The 18,672-nt window shown below is 64.6% G+C and carries 18 protein-coding genes and 1 tRNA gene; 13 read left to right on the forward strand and 6 right to left on the reverse strand.

Going from position 1 to position 18,672, the window contains the following annotated elements; translation table 11 throughout:
* Positions 1–8 precede the first annotated feature (8 nt).
* Complete coding sequence (locus KUW62_RS16660; protein WP_224816590.1) at positions 9–998, forward strand: endonuclease/exonuclease/phosphatase family protein; 990 nt, start codon at positions 9–11, stop codon at positions 996–998.
* Here the strand turns inward: KUW62_RS16660 and KUW62_RS16665 are convergent.
* Positions 899–1,858, reverse strand: a complete 960-nt coding sequence (locus KUW62_RS16665; RefSeq protein ID WP_224816591.1) for an epimerase — start codon at positions 1,856–1,858, stop codon at positions 899–901. The genes KUW62_RS16660 and KUW62_RS16665 overlap by 100 nt on opposite strands.
* A 95-nt stretch (positions 1,859–1,953) precedes the next feature.
* On the opposite strand from KUW62_RS16665, the gene KUW62_RS16670 reads away from it, so the two are divergent.
* Complete coding sequence (locus tag KUW62_RS16670; RefSeq protein WP_224816592.1) at positions 1,954–2,841, forward strand: LysR family transcriptional regulator; 888 nt, start codon at positions 1,954–1,956, stop codon at positions 2,839–2,841.
* Between the two features lie 53 nt (positions 2,842–2,894).
* Here the strand turns inward: KUW62_RS16670 and KUW62_RS16675 are convergent, their stop codons facing one another.
* Entirely contained in the window at positions 2,895–3,323 is a 429-nt protein-coding gene (locus KUW62_RS16675) for a hypothetical protein (RefSeq protein ID WP_224816593.1), read from the reverse strand.
* A 700-nt stretch (positions 3,324–4,023) separates the two neighbouring features.
* Between KUW62_RS16675 and leuB the strand changes: the two genes are divergently transcribed.
* The 7 genes from leuB (at position 4,024) to KUW62_RS16710 (ending at position 9,717) form a co-directional block, all read left to right on the forward strand.
* Positions 4,024–5,124 carry a 3-isopropylmalate dehydrogenase gene (gene leuB / locus KUW62_RS16680; protein WP_224816594.1) on the forward strand — a complete coding sequence of 367 codons (1,101 nt, stop codon included), beginning with the start codon at positions 4,024–4,026 and terminating at the stop codon, positions 5,122–5,124.
* A complete protein-coding gene (locus KUW62_RS16685; RefSeq protein ID WP_224816595.1) occupies positions 5,121–5,585 on the forward strand; it encodes a GNAT family N-acetyltransferase in 465 nt (154 codons plus the stop codon). Before leuB ends, KUW62_RS16685 begins: the two co-directional genes overlap by 4 nt.
* 34 nt (positions 5,586–5,619) lie before the next feature.
* Positions 5,620–5,979: a hypothetical protein gene (locus tag KUW62_RS16690; RefSeq protein WP_224816596.1), complete on the forward strand. Its 360-nt coding sequence runs from the start codon at positions 5,620–5,622 to the stop codon at positions 5,977–5,979.
* Between the two features lie 62 nt (positions 5,980–6,041).
* Complete coding sequence (locus KUW62_RS16695; protein ID WP_224816597.1) at positions 6,042–7,013, forward strand: DMT family transporter; 972 nt, start codon at positions 6,042–6,044, stop codon at positions 7,011–7,013.
* A gap of 47 nt (positions 7,014–7,060) precedes the next feature.
* Positions 7,061–7,137: transfer RNA gene (locus KUW62_RS16700), tRNA-Pro, on the forward strand.
* A 67-nt stretch (positions 7,138–7,204) separates the two neighbouring features.
* Positions 7,205–7,999 carry a phytanoyl-CoA dioxygenase family protein gene (locus tag KUW62_RS16705; protein ID WP_224816598.1) on the forward strand — a complete coding sequence of 265 codons (795 nt, stop codon included), beginning with the start codon at positions 7,205–7,207 and terminating at the stop codon, positions 7,997–7,999.
* Between the two features lie 41 nt (positions 8,000–8,040).
* Positions 8,041–9,717 (forward strand): iron ABC transporter permease, encoded by a 1,677-nt coding sequence (locus KUW62_RS16710; RefSeq protein ID WP_224816599.1) that lies wholly within the window; start codon positions 8,041–8,043, stop codon positions 9,715–9,717.
* A gap of 31 nt (positions 9,718–9,748) precedes the next feature.
* Here the strand turns inward: KUW62_RS16710 and leuC are convergent, their stop codons facing one another.
* Entirely contained in the window at positions 9,749–11,152 is a 1,404-nt protein-coding gene (gene leuC, locus KUW62_RS16715; protein WP_224816600.1) for a 3-isopropylmalate dehydratase large subunit, read from the reverse strand.
* Between the two features lie 259 nt (positions 11,153–11,411).
* Between leuC and KUW62_RS16720 the strand changes: the two genes are divergently transcribed.
* Entirely contained in the window at positions 11,412–12,827 is a 1,416-nt protein-coding gene (locus tag KUW62_RS16720) for a mechanosensitive ion channel family protein (protein ID WP_370632903.1), read from the forward strand.
* Here the strand turns inward: KUW62_RS16720 and KUW62_RS16725 are convergent.
* Entirely contained in the window at positions 12,824–14,443 is a 1,620-nt protein-coding gene (locus KUW62_RS16725) for a thiamine pyrophosphate-binding protein (protein ID WP_224816601.1), read from the reverse strand. The genes KUW62_RS16720 and KUW62_RS16725 overlap by 4 nt on opposite strands.
* A gap of 54 nt (positions 14,444–14,497) precedes the next feature.
* Between KUW62_RS16725 and KUW62_RS16730 the strand changes: the two genes are divergently transcribed.
* The gene (locus tag KUW62_RS16730; protein WP_224816602.1) at positions 14,498–15,037 is read left to right on the forward strand and encodes an NADPH-dependent FMN reductase; all 540 of its coding nucleotides are present in this window, start codon (positions 14,498–14,500) and stop codon (positions 15,035–15,037) included.
* On the opposite strand, the gene KUW62_RS16735 is transcribed toward KUW62_RS16730, so the two are convergent.
* On the reverse strand, positions 15,034–16,065 hold the full coding sequence (locus KUW62_RS16735; protein WP_224816603.1) for an FAD-binding oxidoreductase: 1,032 nt from the start codon (positions 16,063–16,065) through the stop codon (positions 15,034–15,036). The genes KUW62_RS16730 and KUW62_RS16735 overlap by 4 nt on opposite strands.
* A gap of 54 nt (positions 16,066–16,119) precedes the next feature.
* Between KUW62_RS16735 and mnmD the strand changes: the two genes are divergently transcribed.
* Together mnmD and KUW62_RS16745 are read left to right on the forward strand one after the other, a co-directional pair.
* Positions 16,120–16,785: a tRNA (5-methylaminomethyl-2-thiouridine)(34)-methyltransferase MnmD gene (gene mnmD, locus KUW62_RS16740; protein ID WP_224816604.1), complete on the forward strand. Its 666-nt coding sequence runs from the start codon at positions 16,120–16,122 to the stop codon at positions 16,783–16,785.
* Positions 16,782–17,654: a DMT family transporter gene (locus KUW62_RS16745; RefSeq protein WP_224816605.1), complete on the forward strand. Its 873-nt coding sequence runs from the start codon at positions 16,782–16,784 to the stop codon at positions 17,652–17,654. The genes mnmD and KUW62_RS16745 overlap by 4 nt, the downstream gene beginning before the upstream one ends.
* Here KUW62_RS16745 and crtB read toward each other — a convergent pair whose 3' ends face one another.
* Positions 17,655–18,668, reverse strand: a complete 1,014-nt coding sequence (gene crtB, locus KUW62_RS16750; protein WP_224816606.1) for a 15-cis-phytoene synthase — start codon at positions 18,666–18,668, stop codon at positions 17,655–17,657.
* Positions 18,669–18,672 lie beyond the last annotated feature (4 nt).

Below are 18,672 nucleotides of genomic sequence, written 5' to 3' on the forward strand. Positions count from 1 at the left end.
TTTCGGCCATGCTCAGCGGCCCGGCGGCGGCCGAGACATTCCGCATCGCCAGCTACCACCTTGACCTGACAGGGCGTGGACCAGGGACGGTCCTGCGTGACATCCTGCGCGGCGAAGACCCCGTTCCTGCGCTTCTGGAGGTGATCGTCGCCGCCGATGCCGATGTGCTGGTGCTGCAAGACATCGACTTCGATGCAAACGGCGCGGCGCTGGGGGCCTTGGCCGATGCCCTGTCGGGTCGCGGGGCGGATTACCCTCACCGCCTGACGCTACGCCCCAATACCGGCTGGCCCACCGGTGTGGACCTCGACGGCAACGGGCGCAGTGACGAGCCGCGCGATGCCCATGGGTACGGGCGGTTCAACGGACAAGGCGGCATGGCGCTCCTGTCCCGATTCCCGCTTGGGGATGTGCGCAATTTCTCGACCTTCCTGTGGCAGGACCTTCCGGACAGCGCCGCACCCGGCGTGACGCCCGAGGCCGCCCTGCCGATCCTGCGCCTACACAGTGTCGGGGCCTGGGATGTGGAGGTTCTGGGGCCCGACAGCGCGTTCCATCTGCTGATGTCCCATGCCACGCCCCCCGTCTTCGACGGGCCGGAGGATCGCAACGGGTTACGCAACGCGGACGAGCTGCGGTTCTGGCAGCTCTACCTCGACGGCTGGACGCCGGAGGGGCCGCCGTTCGATGGTGCGCATTTCGCCGTCACCGGCACCTTCAACGTCGATCCGGAGCGAGGTGAAGGATTGCGGCCCGCCTTGCGCGCGCTTCTCGGTCATCCCCTTCTGCTTGACCCGGAGCCTTCCGGCGCGAACGGCCTTGCGACGGTCGACTGGGACGATCCGGTGCCAGGCGATCTGCGCGTAGACTACGTCCTGCCGTCGCGCACATTCACGCTTCACGGTGCCGGGGTGCTTTGGCCTTCGGATGGTCCACTGGTTGAGCTCGTTTCGGCGGCATCGGCCCATCGGCTTGTTTGGGTCGACGTCTCGTTCTGAATCAAAGGCGCGCAGGCCTGCCTCAGGGCATCGTCCAAGGGTGTCGCGCGCAGGTCCGGCAGAAGGTTCCGTAATACCTGACCGTCGATTCGGTGCGGGCGCTGCCAGAGATAGCGCATTTCCAGCAGGTGCTTCGCCTCGGCCCAGAACGGGCGGGCGATCCGGATCGGGAGCCAGTTCATCGGCTTGGCCCGCACCGGTTTCCCCACAACGCGGCCCAGCGCCTCCGCCAGGTCAACACCGGTCATCGTGAAGCCGTCGAAGGTCAGGTCGCTGAAAACCGGCAGATCATCGAGGCGCGCCGCAAGTCCGGCCGCCGCGGCGGCGAGATTGGGCAGGAAGGCCCAGGCATGGGGGACGTCGACGGGGCCGGGATAGGTGATCTTGCCCGACGCGATCTTCGTGGCGATCACGCGGTCGAACCAATTGCCCGAGGCTTCGGTGTCGATAAAATCGCCCGCGCGTAGGATGATGGTTTTCACGCCCGCCTCGCGGTACGCGCGCTCCATCTCGCGGCGGATTTTGCCAAGGGGATGCGTGGCGCGGTGGGGCGTTTCCGGCGACAGGATCGGCGGCAGGTCGGTGCCGTAGACATAGATGTTGCCGGGGATCATCACCGCCGCGCCGGAGGTCTTGGCGGCCTCGATCACCGATGCCGTGAGGCGCGGCACCTCGGTGGCCCATTTCGAATAAGGCGGGTTCCAGGCGTTGACGATCAGGTCGGCGCCAATGGCCGCATCGGGCAGGGTGTCCTTACTGCGGTCGAAAGGGCGGACGTGCCAGCCGTGGCGCTGGAGGGCTTGGGCGACATGGCGGCCGAAGCGGCCATTGGCGCCGAGGATGAGGGCGGTGCGGGGCATGTTGGTTCTCCGTTAGCAAGGTCTCCGGTATCACGTTGATCATTCATTCATGAATAACAATTGCCAGAATCTTGGGGTCTGCTATTCATCTGTGAATGAGCAACGTGATCGACTGGCCCATGCTGCGCGCCATCTTGGCCGTGGCGGAAGAAGGCTCCATGACCGGGGCGGCGAAAGCGCTCGGCACCAGCCAGCCCACCATCAGCCGCCTGATCCGCGCCGCCGAAGAGGTGGCGGGCGATTACCTTTTCTTCCGCGACGAGAGGGGTTTCACCCCCAGTTCCTTCTGCGACACCCTGATCGCCGAGGCGCGAGAGATCCGGGAGGCGTTGAGCCGAGCGTCCCTGAAAGTCGCCGGCGAACAGCCCAGCGCCGAGGGGCGCGTGCGGATCACCGCGTCGGTCTTCGTGACGACCCATATCCTGCCGCCGATCCTGGCGGATATCCGGGCCGCGCATCCGGCGATCAAGCTGGACGTGGTGGCGACGGATTCAACCGAGAACCTGCTGTTCCACGAGGCCGACATCGCGCTCCGCATGTATCGGCCCACGCAGCTCGACACGGTGACGGTGCATCTGGGGGATTTGCCGCTGGGGCTCTACGCGAGCCGCTCGTTTGTGGAGGCGCACGGGATGCCTTCAAGCGTGGATGACCTGCGCGATTTCGGGATGGTCGGGTACGACCGCGATGATCGGATCATCCGCGCGATGCGCGAGATGGGGATGCTTGTGACGCGCAACTGGTTCACGGTGACGACCGACGATCAGGTGGCCTATTGGGAATTCGTGCGGGCCGGGTGCGGCGTTGGTGTGGGGCAGGGAGTGGTGGCCGAGCGGTCACCGGACGTGGTGCAGGTGATGCCGGAGTTGGAACTGCCCTCGCTGCCCGTGTGGCTGACGGCGCATCAGCGGTTGAGGCACCAGCCGAGGGTTGCGGCGGTGTGGGAGATGCTGGCGGAGGAGGTTGGCGGGGTGTGTGGGTGAGGGGAAAGCATACCCGTCGATTTGAAGCCATCCTTTGTGGCGTGAGTTGCGATCTATTGGACGGGTTCGGCCACCAGGATATCGCGGTGTGAAACCACTTGTCCGTCTTCGATACGCGTCGATGTCACGCCAATAAGGTTGCCCCGCCACGACAACACTTCTACTTCTGTCCAATTCTGGAAATCGCCGTCACTCAAAGTGAAAATGAAGTCTTCGGAACGATTGTTGACGACATTAAGAAACCTGCTTGGACAGTATACGGAGTGTGCGGACAGACAGCTCTCAAGGACCTCTGCGGCTCTTGAGGCCAGTTGAACCGTAGCAGGTGTCATTGACTCCAGTATCTCAGGGCTAGCGACGACACCCCAGACGGCCTGAGCCTCAAAAAAGCTGACTGGGCTTTGCAGCGAATAATGTCTTGCCGACAAACAAAAAGATCGGTCGTCCGAAAGGTTCACATAGAAAATACCAGAGGTGTTCAAGTGGCCAGCGGTGCAACAGCCATCAGGCCCGCGCAATTCTGTACCGGACTGCGAAACATCCAACACAGGCATTTGTCGGGCGACTTGGCATTGGTCAGATGTTGGGTCCAGAAATTGAGCAGTGGCACCACCCGCAAAGGAAATTATTGGTGCGACCACAATTGCGACTGCGCTTGAGAAAGACTTCATTCTTGAGACCAATCGTTAGCCATGGCGAATTAGTGTTTCGGATGTGCCTCTTACTTCGAAGCCAAAACATCGAGGTGTCAGTCAAAAACACCAATTTGCACCATAACCAAGCCTTAGCCGAAAGACAGCATGAACGGCCAAGGTCGACGTTCGAGCAACACACCCAGCGGGTTAACAGCGGGCTTGCCCGCCCCGCCATCGACGGGCCTGTCCGGGGCCCGGCGATTTGGTTGGGCTTGGTGCTCCGCTGGTAGGGAGCGATGGTTTGGCTGGGATAAAGTGCCAAGCTCCAAGGTTCGGATCGCCAGTCCCAGGCCCGTCGATGGCGGTGCTCTGTTGCAGGCGGGGCGGCGACACAAGTCCCGCCCTACGGTCCGTGTTTGCCCTCTCGGGATCTTTTTCTGCGAAAAAGACCCTGCCGGGGCTCGGGCAGGCTTCGCCTACCCTTGCTTGAACTTCCGGCATGTGCGGGATACCCGGTGCGAAACTCAGCCATAAGGGAGTCCAAAACATGTCCGACCGCAGCTTGCTTATCCTTCCCGGTGACGGGATTGGCCCCGAGGTGATGGCTGAGGTCCGCAAGGTGATCGACTGGTTCGGCTCGGCGCGGGGGATCGGGTTTACGGTGTCGGAGGGGCTCGTTGGGGGGGCCTCCTATGACGTCCATGGCACGCCGTTGACCGATGAGACGATGGCGCAGGCGCAGGAGGTGGATGCGGTGTTGCTCGGCGCGGTCGGTGGGCCAGCCTATGACGATCTCGACTTCAGCGTGAAGCCCGAGCGGGGGTTGTTGCGGTTGCGCAAGGAGATGGACCTTTATGCGAACCTGCGGCCCGCGCAGTGCTTTGACGCGCTGGCGGATTTCTCGTCTCTAAAGCGCGAGATCGTCTCGGGCCTCGACATCATGATCCTGCGGGAGCTGACCTCGGGCGTGTATTTCGGGGAGCCACGGGGCATCCACAAGGAAGGCAATGAGCGCGTCGGCATCAACACGCAGCGCTACACGGAGAGCGAGATCGCGCGGGCTGCGCGGTCTGCGTTCGAGCTGGCGCGGCGGCGGAACAACAAGGTGTGTTCCATGGAGAAGGCCAACGTGATGGAAAGCGGCATCCTGTGGCGGGATGTGGTGAACGAGGTCCACGCGGCGGAGTATGGCGATGTGGAGCTGAGCCACATGTACGCCGACAACGGCGCGATGCAGTTGGTGCGCGCGCCGAAGCAGTTCGACGTGATCCTGACGGATAACCTGTTCGGGGATATCCTGAGCGATTGTGCGGCGATGCTGACGGGGTCACTGGGGATGCTGCCGTCCGCGAGTTTGGGCGCGCCGATGGAAAACGGGCGGCCCAAGGCGCTTTATGAGCCGGTCCATGGCTCGGCCCCGGATATCACGGGCCAGGGCAAGGCGAACCCGATTGCCTGCATCCTGAGCTTCGCGATGGCGTTGCGCTATTCGTTCGATCTGGGCGATGAGGCGACGCGGCTGGAACGCGCGGTGGAGGCGGTGCTGGCCGATGGGCTGCGCACGGCGGACCTGATGGGGCCGGATGGCGGCAATGCGGTTTCGACGACGGAGATGGGGGATGCGATTGTCGCCAAGCTGGCGGCATGAGTGACATTCGCGTCCGGGCCTTCGCGGAGGGGGACCGGGATGCGTTCCTGTCACTCTACCGCGATTGCCTGCGCCATTACGGCACCGGACCCGCGCGACCGGACATCGAGGCGGAGATCGTGGCGGACCTTGCGGCCCCGCGTGGCATGTCGGCGCACCTTGCGTGGCGGGGTGACGAGGCGCTCGGGTTCACCACCTGGGTCAGGGTCTATCCGGCGATGGACGGGGTCGCGATCTACCTCAAGGAGTTGTACGTCACCGCCGATGCGCGGGGTCTTGGCGCGGGCAGGGCGTTGATGCGCGACCTAGCGACAACCGCGATGGAGATCGGGGCGGTGCGCCTGGAATGGGGCAGTTTCCAGCCGGACGCGTTGGAATTTTACGACGCCCTGGGCGCGGCGCGGAAGGACAAGGTCCACTATTCCGTCGCCGCAGAGGATTTGCACGGCTTCGCGCAATAGGTAGGCTGCCGCTATTGTTTCAAAGGAGATTGCCATGCTTGCCCGATTGACCCTGTGCCTTGCCCTGCTGGCCACGACCGCCCATGCCGACGGATATGCCGTGGGGGACACGATAGAGGACCCGATGCAGATCGCGCGGGAGGCGTTCGAGGGCTTCCCGCCCGATGATGAAGGCCGCCCCGGTGTCGAGGTCAGCGCCAGCACGGATTTCTTCGGTGCGCTGACGATCCTGGTCGCGCAAACCGGGTTTGCCGATGATTCCGTGGCCGGGCAGCGGGAGCAATACGTGCTGAACCGGGTGGACAATATGTGGGAGATCACCTTCCGACGCACCGATTACCTGTGCCGCCGTGGCGCGAATACCGTCACCTGGCAGGGAGATCTTTGCCCCTGACCCCTTGCGCGCGTCGGTCGGTCCAGTATCGCTCGACCTGAAACAGATGGAAGGGACGATCCGTGACACCCAACCTTCGCGGCGCGCTGCTCGGGCTTCTGGCCTTCGGGATATTCTCCACCCACGATATCCTCGTGAAGACCCTTGGCGGGACCTATGCGCCGTTCCAGATCGTGTTCTTCTCGGTCATGTTCGGCTTTCCCATCGTCACCATCTTGCTTTTACGGGACGAGAAGCGGGCGAACCTGCGGCCGCGGCATCCGTGGTGGGTCGCGGCGCGCACGGCGGCGTCGGTGATCGTGGGGATTTGCGTCTTCTACGCCTTCACGGTCCTGCCGCTGGCGCAGGTATATGCGATCATCTTCGCCTCACCGTTGCTGATTACAATCCTTGCGATCCCGATGCTGGGAGAGACGGTGGGATGGCGGCGGGGCCTGGCCGTCGTGGTCGGGCTGGTGGGCGTGGTCGTTGTGCTGCAACCCGGGGCCACGGACTTGTCGCTGGGTCACGGCGCGGCGCTTCTGGCCGCGGTGGCGGGCGCCATTGCCTCGCTGATCGTGCGCAAGATCGGGCGGGAGGAGCGATCCGTCGTGCTGCTGCTTTATCCGATGGTCGCGAATTTCGTGCTGATGGGGGCGGCGATGCCATTCTATTACCAGCCGATGCCGGGAATGGACCTTGCGGCGCTTGCCGTGATCTCCGCGCTGGCCCTGATGGGAAGCGCGTGCCTGATCTACGCCTACCGCGCTGCCCCGGCGGTGATGGTCGCGCCCATGCAATACAGCCAGATCCTGTGGGCGGTCATCTTTGGGGCGCTTCTGTTCGATGAGACATTGGACCTGCCCACGCTTGCGGGATCGGCCATCATCATAGCATCAGGTATCTATATCGTTCTGCGGGAGGAGCGCGGCGGGCGGTCGACCACCACGCCGGTCCTGCGCACCCGGACGCGGATGGGAACGCCCGGTGGATTGCGCATCGCCCCGTTCCTGTCGAGTGAGCGGCGCGGACCGCAACCAAGCGCCGACGGCTGATCCCCCTTGCCAACCGCGTCCGCCCCCGCTATCCCGCGCGGCACGGTCGGGCTGTGGCGCAGCCTGGTAGCGCACCTGCTTCGGGAGCAGGGGGTCGGAGGTTCGAATCCTCTCAGCCCGACCAGATTTCTGCGGACTTTGTCGGGCAAAGGGGCCATTCTGAGCCTCTGACACCGGGAGTTTCACCGCACATGCATCCCCTGCTGACCGAAAGCACCGTCGCCGCGTTCCAACGCGACGGCGTCACCGTGATCCGCGGCCTGTTCGCGGACCATGTGGATACCATCCGCGCCGGGATCACCCGCAACATGGCCGAGCCGGGACCACACGCGGCGGAGAACCTGATGCCCGGTGAAGATGGGCGCTTTTTCGACGATTACGTGAACTGGCAGCGCATCCCGGAATTCGAGGCGGTCATCCGAACCTCCCCCGCGGCAGAGGTCGCGGCCGATTTGATGCAATCGCAAAATGCGCAGATCTTCCACGATCATGTTCTGGTGAAAGAACCGGGCACGTCCAAGCCGACGCCATGGCATCAGGACGGGCCTTACTATTTCGTGGGCGGACGGCAGAATGTGAGCTTCTGGGCACCGGTCGATCCGGTCAGGGAAGCGTCCCTGCGCTGCGTCATCGGCTCTCACCTCTGGGACAAGCCGGTGGTGCCGACCCGCTGGCTGAACGAGGACAATTTCTATCCCGATGACGAGGCCTATATGCCCGTGCCGGACCCGGATGCGGAAAGCATGAACATCGCGGAATGGGCGTTAGAGCCAGGCGATGCGGTCGCCTTCAACTACTGGATTTTGCACGGCGCGCGCGGGAACGAGGCTGCCACGCGCAGGCGGGCCTTCTCCCTGCGCTTCGTGGGCGACGATGCGCGCTACGTCGAACGCGCCGGCCCGACCTCTCCACCCTTTCCGGGCCATGGGATGCGGGCCGGCGACCGCCTGCGTGAGGACTTGTTCCCGGTGGTCTTTCGACGCTGACCCTTGCAATCGCGGCCATTCCTGACAAAAACGCATAGGTTATGGCCAGATCGTCCCGCATTCCATCGCCCCTGGGGCTCGGCACGCTTGCGTGGATCGCGGCGGGCGTGTGCCTGTTGCCGATGCTGGCCGTGGCGATTGCGGCGCTGACCGGGGGGGTGGAGACGTTCTCTCGCCTCGCGGGGACGGTTTTGCCGCGCTACACCGCGACGACGATTGCCCTTGTCGTGCTTGTCGGGTTTGGGACATCGGTGATCGGCACGGGGGCGGCGTGGCTTGTGACGGCCACGCGCTTTCCGGGGCGCAGGGTGCTTGAGATCGCGCTTGCCCTGCCCCTGGCCTTCCCGGCTTACGTGCTTGCCTATGCCTATACGGATTTCCTAGATCACCCGGGATGGGTTCAGACCACCTTGCGCGACCTGACCGGATGGGGGCCGCGCGATTATTGGTTCCCGGAAATCCGGTCCCTTGGCGGGGCGGCCCTGATGCTGATCCTCGTGCTTTATCCGTATGTCTACCTGCTGAGCCGTGCGGCGTTCCTGCAACAAAGTGCGACAGCCTATATCGCGGCGCGCACCCTTGGCCACGGACCGTGGAGCGCGTTTTTCCGCGTCTCCCTGCCCATCGCGCGGCCCGCCATCGCCGGTGGCGCGCTTCTGGCGATCATGGAGACGTTGGCGGATTTCGGAACCGTGTCCTATTTCGGGGTGCAGACCTTTGCCACGGGCATCTACCAGGCTTGGTATTCGTTCTTCGACCGTGGCGGGGCCGCTCAACTGGCCCTGTGCCTGCTGATCGTGGCGCTTGTGATCGCCGCATTGGAGCGCCGACAGCGCCGTGACCAGCGCCAGCACGGGGCCGGGCGCCGGTTCGAGGCGATGCAGAGTGTGCGGCTGACCGGGTGGCGGGCCGTAGGGGCCGCGTCATTTTGCGGTTTGCCGGTGCTGCTTGGCTTCCTGCTGCCCGTGGGGCTGCTCTTGAGCCTGGGATGGGACAGTTTCGAGAACCTGCTGACCGACCGCTACCTGCGGTTCTTGCGCAATTCCGTGATCCTTGCGTCGATTGCCGCCGTTTTCACGGTCGCGGCCGCCGTCGTACTTGGCTTCAACGCGCGGCTGCATCCCACGAGGGGTGCGAAGGCGGCGGTGCGGGTGGCGGGGCTGGGATACGCGGTGCCGGGCGGTGTGATCGCCGTGGGATTGATCGTGCCTTTTGCGGCCTTCGACAATGCGCTGGATGCCTTCATGGAGGCACGGTTCGGGATTGACACCGGGCTGCTGATTACCGGGTCGATCTGGTTACTCGTGGCGGCCTATGGCGTGCGGTTCATGGCCGCCGCGCTTAGTGCCTATGATGCGGGTTTGAGTACCATCAACCCCAACGTGGACGCGGTGGCACGGACGCTAGGGCGGTCGCCGCGCAGCATGTTGCGGGGGGTGCATTTGCCGATCCTGCGCCCGTCCCTGATGACGGCGCTTCTGATCGTGTTCGTGGATGTAATGAAGGAGCTTCCCGCCACGCTGATCATGCGCCCGTTCAACTTCGATACATTGGCGGTGCAGGCGCACAGGTTGGCGGCGGATGAGCGGTTGGGGGAGGCGGCGGTGCCATCGCTGGTCATCGCCGCCGTGGGATTGCTGCCGGTCGTGATCCTGTGTTTCGGATTGGGACGGGAGCGCAGGGCGCGCCGCTTCGTGCCGGAACCGGCGCAGGTCTAGACGGACGCCGGGTGGCGCCCGCCCCACCCGGTTACATCAGGTCGCGCACATCCGTCAGCTTGCCCGTCACCGCCGCAGCCGCCGCCATCGCGGGCGACATCAGGTGGGTGCGTCCGCCGCGGCCCTGACGGCCTTCGAAGTTGCGGTTGGACGTGGCCGCGCAGCGTTCGCCGGGCGAGAGCTGATCGGGGTTCATGGCCAGGCACATGGAACACCCCGCAAGCCGCCATTCGAACCCGGCGTCCTTGAAGATATCGGCCAGCCCCTCCTCCTCCGCCTGGGCGCGGACGAGGCCGGAGCCGGGGACAACCATGGCACGTTTCACGGCGATCTTTTTGCCCTTCAGGATCTCGGCGGCAGCGCGGAGGTCTTCGATGCGGCCATTGGTGCAGGAGCCGATGAAAACCGTGTCGATCTCCACATCCTTGAGCGCGGTGCCGGGGGTCAGGCCCATGTAATCGAGCGAGCGTTGCGCCGCGCCGACCTTGCCACCTTCAAAGCTGTCCGCCGCGGGCACATCCGCCGTGATCGGCAACACATCTTCGGGCGAGGTGCCCCAGGTGACGACCGGTGCAATGTCTTCGCCGCGGATCGTGACGACTTCGTCCCACTGGGCGTCGTCGTCGGAATAGAGCGTTTTCCACCACGCAAGCGCGGCCTCCCACTGCGCGCCTTTCGGGGCGTGGGGGCGGCCCATGCAATATTCAAACGTCTTCTCATCCGGCGCGATGATGCCGGCGCGCGCGCCGCCTTCGATGGCCATGTTGCAGACGGTCATGCGGCCTTCCATGGACAGATCGCGGATCGCCTCGCCCATGTATTCAATGACGTAACCCGTGCCGCCGGCGGTGCCGGTCTTGCCGATGACGGAGAGCGTGATGTCCTTGGCCGTGACGCCGGGCGCGAGTTTGCCCGTGATCTCCACCTTCATGTTCTTGGACTTCTTCTGGATCAGCGTCTGGGTGGCCAGAACATGCTCCACCTCGGACGTGCCGATGCCGTGGGCGAGCGCGCCGAATGCGCCGTGGGTCGCGGTGTGGCTATCGCCGCAGACCACTGTCATGCCGGGCAAGGTCCAGCCCTGTTCAGGGCCGACGATGTGGACGATGCCCTGGCGCACATCGGACACGGGATAATAGTGGATGCCGAAATCCTTGGCGTTCTTGTCGAGGGCCGCGACCTGAATCGCGCTGTCCTCGGTCATGTTTTCCGGGTTTTCGCGGCCCTCGGTCGTCGGCACGTTGTGGTCCGGCACCGCGATGGTCTTGTCGGGCGCGTGGACCGCGCGGCCCGCCATGCGCAGGCCTTCGAACGCCTGGGGGCTGGTCACTTCGTGGACCAGGTGGCGGTCGATATAAAGCAGGCAGGTGCCATCCTCGGCCTCGTGGGCCAGATGGGCATCCCAGATCTTGTCGTAGAGTGTCTTGCCGGTCATGGGGTCGATCCTTTGTCCGGGTGTGTCTTGCTGGTCGAAATCAGGCGATCTGCGCGGCCCATAGCCCGCCGAGCCGCGAGGTGCGGACGCCGTGGAACCGCCAGGGCAGGCGGGCGCGATCGCCGATGTCGAAAAGGCCGGTCATGGAAGGCTCGTTACACCGCCTGCCGGGGCAGTCGCAAGACCGACCCTGCCCCGCGACGGGTTTTGACGCATCCGGTCTGGCGTGGTTTGGTGGGGTGAGCAGCTTGGAGCGCCCATGGCAGGCCATCTCGACTTTCCCGAACCCCCCGGGAGCACCAGCGGACCGGACCCCGTGCCGGAGACGGCGGAATCGGCGGATTTCGTGACCGAGGTCACGACGCTCGGGCTGAGCCTGCTTGAGCGGCTGATGGCGTTCGTCGATACGTTGTGGCGTGCCTCCGTCCTCTACCAGGTGATCGGCATCGCGGTCCTGTTCCTGCTGGCCCATATCCTGAGGGCGTGGCTGGGCCCGCGCATCCGGGAATGGATGGGGACGCGCGAGGGATGGCCGAAATGGCGGATGCGGGTCCTTGTGGTGGTCCATCAACGCCTACGTGCGATTTTCTTCGTGCTGCTCGTCTGGACCGTCTACCTTGTGATGCTGGAAGTCACCTGGCCCTCGCGATCCTATCTGATCGGCATCGCGGCGACGCTTGCGACCGCGTGGCTGTTCGTGGCCTTCGCGACCCGTTTGATACGGTCGGTCTTCCTGCGCCGGTTGGTGCGGTACGGGGCGTGGGCCTATGTGACGCTCTACATCCTTGGGGTGGTGGAGGATGCCGAGCGCATCCTTGACGCGGCGGCGTTCGAGTTTGGCGAGTTCAGGCTGTCGCTTCTGCTGATCCTTCAGGGGGTCGTGATCCTTGGGGCGCTGATCTTCCTTGCGCGGTTCCTGACCACGACCACGTCCAGCCGCATCCAGTCGAATGAAGACATCTCACCGTCGATGCGGGTGCTGATCGTGAAGGTCGTGCAGATCACCTTCTACGCGATGGCCTTCTTCATCGGGGTGCGCGCCATCGGCATCGACCTGACCGGGTTGGCCGTTCTGTCGGGCGCGATTGGTGTGGGCCTTGGTTTCGGCCTGCAAAAGGTCGTGTCGAACCTGGTCTCCGGCGTCATCATCCTGCTCGACAAGTCGATCAAGCCCGGTGACGTGATTTCGCTGGGAGAAACGTTCGGCTGGATCAACTCGCTTGGCGCGCGCTATGTCAGCGTGGTGACACGGGACGGGAAGGAATACCTGATCCCGAACGAGGATCTGATTACCAGCCAGGTGGTCAACTGGTCCCATTCCAACGAATTCGTCCGGCTCGATATCTATTTCGGCACCGCCTATGACGACGACCCCCACAAGGTTCGCGCGCTTGCCATCGAGGCCGCGAAGGGCGTGGACCGGGTGTTGAGCCACCGCGCGCCCGTCTGCCACGTCGTGGGCTTCGGCGATTCCTCGGTCGATTACATCCTGCGGTTCTGGATCAAGGACCCGACCGGCGGCCTGACGAACATCCGCGGCAACGTGTTTTTGGCCCTTTGGGACACGTTTCAAGCCAACGACATCTCCATCCCCTTCCCACAACGGGAAGTGCGGATGCTGGATGATGCGCAATCCCCGTTCGACGCCAAGCCGATGCCGATGCCGGGGGATTAGAGGCTTTTGGTGGTCGCCAGCATTTTCGGGTCGAGCTTCAATTCGATGATGTGAAGCCCGCCTTCGGACGCTTGGGCGAAGGCCTGCGCGAATTGATCGTTTGCGGTGATCGTGTGGCCCGTCCCGCCATAGGCGCGGGCAAGTGCGGCATAGTCGGGATTGAACAGATCGGTGCCGGACACACGGCCCGGATAGGTCTTTTCCTGATGCATTCGGATCGTGCCGTAGCGGCCGTTATTGGCGACAATCACGATGATGTCGGCCCCGTGTTGGCGCGCAGTCGACAGCTCCTGAATCGTCATTTGCAGGCAGCCATCCCCGGCAAGGCAGATGACCGGAGCGTTCGGGTTATGAAGTTTGGCCGAGATTGCAGCGGGCAGGCCGTAGCCCATGGAACCGGACGTCGGCGCCAGTTGCGTGCCGAATTGGCGGAACCGGTAGTACCGGTGCAGGAAGGCGGCGTAATTCCCGGCACCGTTCGTGATGATCGTGTCGGGGCGCGCGTTGTCGCGCAGCCATGTGATCACAAACTCCATCTGCACGTCGCCGGGCGTCGCCTGCGGCTCCTGCCACGCCTCGTATTCCGCGCGCGCGGATTTGGCACCACGATCCTCAGCAGACCCTGAGATGCTGTTTAGAGCCTGCTGAAGTACCGCGTTCGGCGTGGCGGCAACCGCGAATGTGGCGGGATAGGTGCGGCTGACGGCTTCGGGTTCCGGGTGGACCTGAAGGATCGTGGGGGCGTCCGCCGGGTTCAGCACGGTGAAATCGCCTGTCGTGATGTCGTTCAATTCCGCCCCCAGAAGCAAAATGCAATCGGATTGCCCCAGCCGCTGTTGCAGCGCCGGGTTGGCCCCGACGCCCAGGTCGCCCGCGTAATTCGGGTGGTCGTTGTCGATATAGTCCTGCCGCCGGAACGTGACGGCGATGGGCGCGCCGGTCTTCTCGGCCAGAGCCTGCGCCGATTGGCGGTCCCGATCGCTCCAGACCGAGCCACCGCAGAGGATCAGGGGACGTTTCGCGAGGCGCAACGCCTCCAACATCGGGGCGAGATCGTCGGGGTTGACGCTTGCGGGCGCGCGCGCGCCGGGGCGCGTGGCGGGTGCCTCGGTCTCGGCGGAGAGGATATCCTCGGGCAGCGCAAGCACGACGGGGCCGGGGCGACCGGACTGGGCGACGGCGAAGGCACGGTCGATATATTCAGCGATGCGATCCGTCCGCTCCACCTCCGCCACCCATTTTACGAGGGGGCCAAAGAAGGCGCGGTAATCGACCTCCTGAAACACGCCGCGATCGCGATGCTTGAGGGGAATTTGTCCCACGAAACACACCAACGGCGTGGCGTCGTGCATGGCGATGTGCAGACCCGCGCTGGCATTCGTGGCCCCCGGCCCGCGGGTGACGAACAAAACGCCCGGCTGCCCGGTCATCTTGCCGTGGGCTTCCGCCATCATGGCGGCGCCGCCTTCCTGCCGGCAGACGATATTGGGGATGTCGTGATCGTAGAGCCCGTCCAGCGCGGCCAGGAAACTTTCGCCCGGTACGGAAAACACACGCTCCACCCCATGCAGGGCCAATCGGTCGGCGAGAATTTTTCCACCGTGGTGCTTGGTCATCGCGCGCTCTCGTCCTAGGTCCGGGTTACTGAGTTGTGAGACGGAGGCGCTGTGATGTCCAGCGGCAGACTATTCGGGTTGTGCGGATCGCTACGCGCGGCATCCCATAATCGCATGTTGATGCACGACGCGGTGCGGGCCTTCGACCCCGCGACGTTCGAGGAGGGTGATCTGCGTCTGCCGCTTTACGATGCCGATCTGGAAGAGGCCGAAGGCGTTCCCGCCATCGTGCAGACAATCGCGAAGCAGATCGCCGCGGCGGATGCGGTGATCATCGCGGGGCCGGAATACAACAAGGCCATTTCCGGTGTTCTGAAGAATGCGCTGGACTGGATCAGCCGCGCGGACGGTAATCCATGGCTCCACAAACCGGTCGCGATCATGAGCGCGACGGCGGGGCGATCCGGCGGGGAACGGGCGCAAGCCAGCATGCGAGAATGCCTGACCGCGTTCCGCCCGCATCTGGTCCTTGGACCCGCCGTTCTGGTCGGGACGAGTTCGGAAGCGTTCGAGAACGGGCACCTCACCAACGAGATCAACGTAAAGGCGCTGGACGGATTGATGGCGGAGCTGCGCAGGGCGGCGGGGCTTTAGAGGCTCGCCTCCGGTTTGAAATCCGCCGGGATCGTATCGGCCCCGTCGAGGATGAGGGCGGTCAGCATCTTTGCCATGACGGGTGCCATGGCCAAACCGATCTTGAAACCGCCATTCGCGATAAAGGCCCCTGCCCGCGTCGGATGCGGACCCACCATTGGCGCACGGCTGCGCGCGCGGGGACGCAGACCAGCCCAACGTTCAATCACGCGGGCGTCTGAAAGGCTCTGACAGGCGGTTCGAGCCTGTTCGATGAGGGGGTCGAGCAGGGCGTCGGTCTCGGTTGCGTTATCGAATTCCCGCTCCGTCGTGGAGCCGATGGCGACGGTGCCGTCCGCGTGGGGAACGATGTGGAGACCATCGGTGAAGATCTGTGGCGCGCCGCGCATATCCGCCCGCAAGAGCGCTGCTTGCCCCTTGATCGGTGCGCCGATGGGTTTGCCAAGGGCATTGGACATCTCTTGCAGATCCGCCGCGCCTGTGGCCCAAATCTCCACCCCGCGCGTGGGGGCATCGGCCACGACGCTGACGCCGCGCGCGGAGAGCGCCGCGGCCAATGCGGCGCAAGCCTGGCGCGGGTGGATGCGCGCGCTGAGCGTGTCGTGGATCACGAGGCCCGTGGGGCTTTGGACATGGGGCGCGACCTCATCCGCCGGAACAACGCGCCAGTGATACTTGCCCTGCCATAAATCCTTGGCCGTCTTGGCACGCTGTCGGGCAAGGTCCACGGCGGCGGCGTCCGGCAAGGGCTGCACCCGGCCGGTTCTGCCATAGCCGGAGGACAAGCCGCCCACCCGTTCCACCTCTACCCAGAGGGCTTCCGCTTCATCAAGCGCGGCGAATTGCATCGCCTTTTTCGGGTTCCAGTTTTCCGGCACATGGGGGGCCAGTGCGCCGACGATCCCGCCCGATGCCCCGGCCCCGACGCCATGGGGATCGACCACCTGCACCGACGCGCCGCGTTGCGCGAACATCCAGGCGCAGATCAGCCCGGTGATTCCGGCCCCGCGTATGGTGATTTCGGGCATTGCAAACCCCCCTGGCTTCGCGGATCGTCCGCCGGTCAGGTGATAGGGCGCGGGATGGGGCAGGACCAGCACAAGATCGAATGGCGGGAGGGGGTTCCGATCTCCACCCGCTTCGACGACCCATTCTATTCGCTGGATGATGGCCTGGCCGAGACGCGGCACGTGTTTCTGGCGGGCAACGATCTGCCCGGGCGGTTCGCGGACGGATTTCACGTGGCCGAGCTTGGGTTCGGAACCGGGCTGAATTTCCTGGCGACCCTGGCCGCGTTTCGGGACGCGGGCGTGGCAGGCAGGCTGCATTTCACGTCCTTCGAGGCGTACCCGATGGATATGGCGGATTTGCGCGCGGCGCTTTCACCGTATCCCACCCTCCCCGCGGACGCGCTTTTGGCTGCCGCTGCCGACACGCTTCCGACACGGATCGAGGGCGCGGATTTCGTGCTGAACATCATCCTCGGCGATGCGCGGGACACGCTGGCGCGCTGGGATGGGCGCGCCGATGCGTGGTATCTTGACGGGTTTTCGCCCGCCAAGAACCCCGAGATGTGGGGCGCGGAGCTGTTGCAGATGGTCCGGAACAAAACCACGCCGGGCGGGACATTCGCGACCTACACCGCCGTCGGCGACATCCGCCGCGCGCTGGCATCGGCCGGTTTCACCGTGGAGCGCGTGGCGGGGTACGGGCGCAAACGTCACATGACGCGGGGAAGGGTGGAATGAGCGACGACCTCGCCCGGCGCGGCATTCTTCTGATGGTCGCCACGATGTTCGTTTTCGCGATGCAGGACGGCATTTCGAGACATCTGGCGAGTGAATACAACGTCCTGATGGTGGTCATGATCCGGTACTGGTTCTTCGCGGCGTTCGTCATCACCATCGCAACGCGGCAGGCCGGCGGCATCCGCGACGCCGCGCGGACCGAGCAGCCCGTATTGCAGATTTTCCGAGGTGCGCTTCTGGCGGCAGAAATCTGCGTGATGGTCGGCGGTTTTGTCCTGTTGGGGCTGGTGGAGGCCCACGCGATCTTCACCTGTTACCCGTTGCTGGTGGCGGCCCTGTCCGGCCCGATCCTGGGCGAAAAGGTCGGTTGGCGCAGGTGGGTGGCCATCGGGATCGGGTTCATCGGGGTTCTGGTGATCCTGCAACCGGGCATCGCCGTCTTTTCCATCGAGGCGCTGGTCCCGCTTTGCGCCGCGTTCATGTTCGCGCTTTACAACCTGCTGACCCGATTCGCCGCGCGCAAGGATCGGGCCGCGACCAGCTTTTTCTGGACCGGAACAGTGGGCGCCGTGATGATGACCTGCATCGGGGTCTGGTTCTGGGAGCCGATGACACCGGGTGACTGGATCTGGATGGGTGCTTTGTGCATCACCGGGGCGACAGGGCATTTCCTGCTGATCAAGACCTATGAGATCGCGGAGGCATCCTCCGTCCAGCCGTTCGCGTATTTGCAGCTGGTCTTCGCGTCGGCGCTCGGGCTGCTGGTGTTCGGCGAAACCCTGTCCCTGAATATCGTGATCGGCGCGGCGATCGTGGTTTCCGCCGGGTTGTTCACGCTTTGGCGGGCGAAGGCGACCGGCCGGGGCTGATCACTCCGCCGCCACCCCGTGGTCGTTGGATTTCAATTGGCTGAGCGCGCTGAGCACCGGGTCGGACCAGATCGACCGGTTCGGGGTCGGATGTGCGGCGGCGTCCACGAGGAAGGCGGTTTCCGGAAGCGGGCGGGCGAAGATCACCGGGCTTTCCGGCGTGACGCTGACCCAGGCCGCGCGCAGGATCGAAAGGCCCAGAAGGCCCACCTTGTGCCGCGCGGTCGTGGTCGCACGGGCGGAAATGCTGTCATGGCCCATACGCGCCAGTTTCTGGCCGATGGCGTCATAGCAATGGCGGGCCGCGAATATGCCGGGGCGCGCGGATAGGGGAAGCCGCGCGATGCCCGGTTCACTGCGCAAGTATAGACGGTGGGCTTCGGCCAAGAGGCGCTTGGTCATGCGCTGTATCGGGGCGGAGGGTTCGGGCGACTGGAGAAACGCGTCGATGGACAAGTCCGCCTCGGCGAACCAGTCGGTCGGAAGGTAAAGCCGCCCGGCGCGTGCATCTTCGCCCACATCACGGGCGATGTTGGTCAACTGCATCGCGACCCCAAGGTCGCAGGCCCGCGCGAGCGCCTGTTCGTCACGCACCCGCATCAACACGCACATCATGGCACCCACGGCGGAGGCCACACGGGCGGAATAGCCGCGGAGGTCGGACAGGGTGGCGTAGCGACGCTCCATCCCGTCCCAGGCAAGACCCTCCAACAACGCCTCCGGCAGGGCGCGGGGCATCTCGAAATCCTCAATCAGCGCGGTGAAGGCCCGATCCGCGGGCGCATTGCGGGGGCGTCCCTGATAGGCAAGGTCGAGCCGTTCCGACAGGGCGATCACCGCGGCCGGTTTGTCCACACCGAAATCAACCTCATCATCGGCCAGACGACAGAAAGCATAAAGCGCCAAGGCCGGGTCGCGAACCCTGGCGGGCAACAGGCGGGAGGCCGCGTGGAAGGAATAGGACCCTTCGCGGATCGCGTTGCGGCAATGGTCCAGATCGTCGGGCGCAATCATCAGC

The organism is Hasllibacter sp. MH4015 (assembly GCF_020177575.1).
Classification (GTDB): Bacteria; Pseudomonadota; Alphaproteobacteria; order Rhodobacterales; family Rhodobacteraceae; genus Gymnodinialimonas.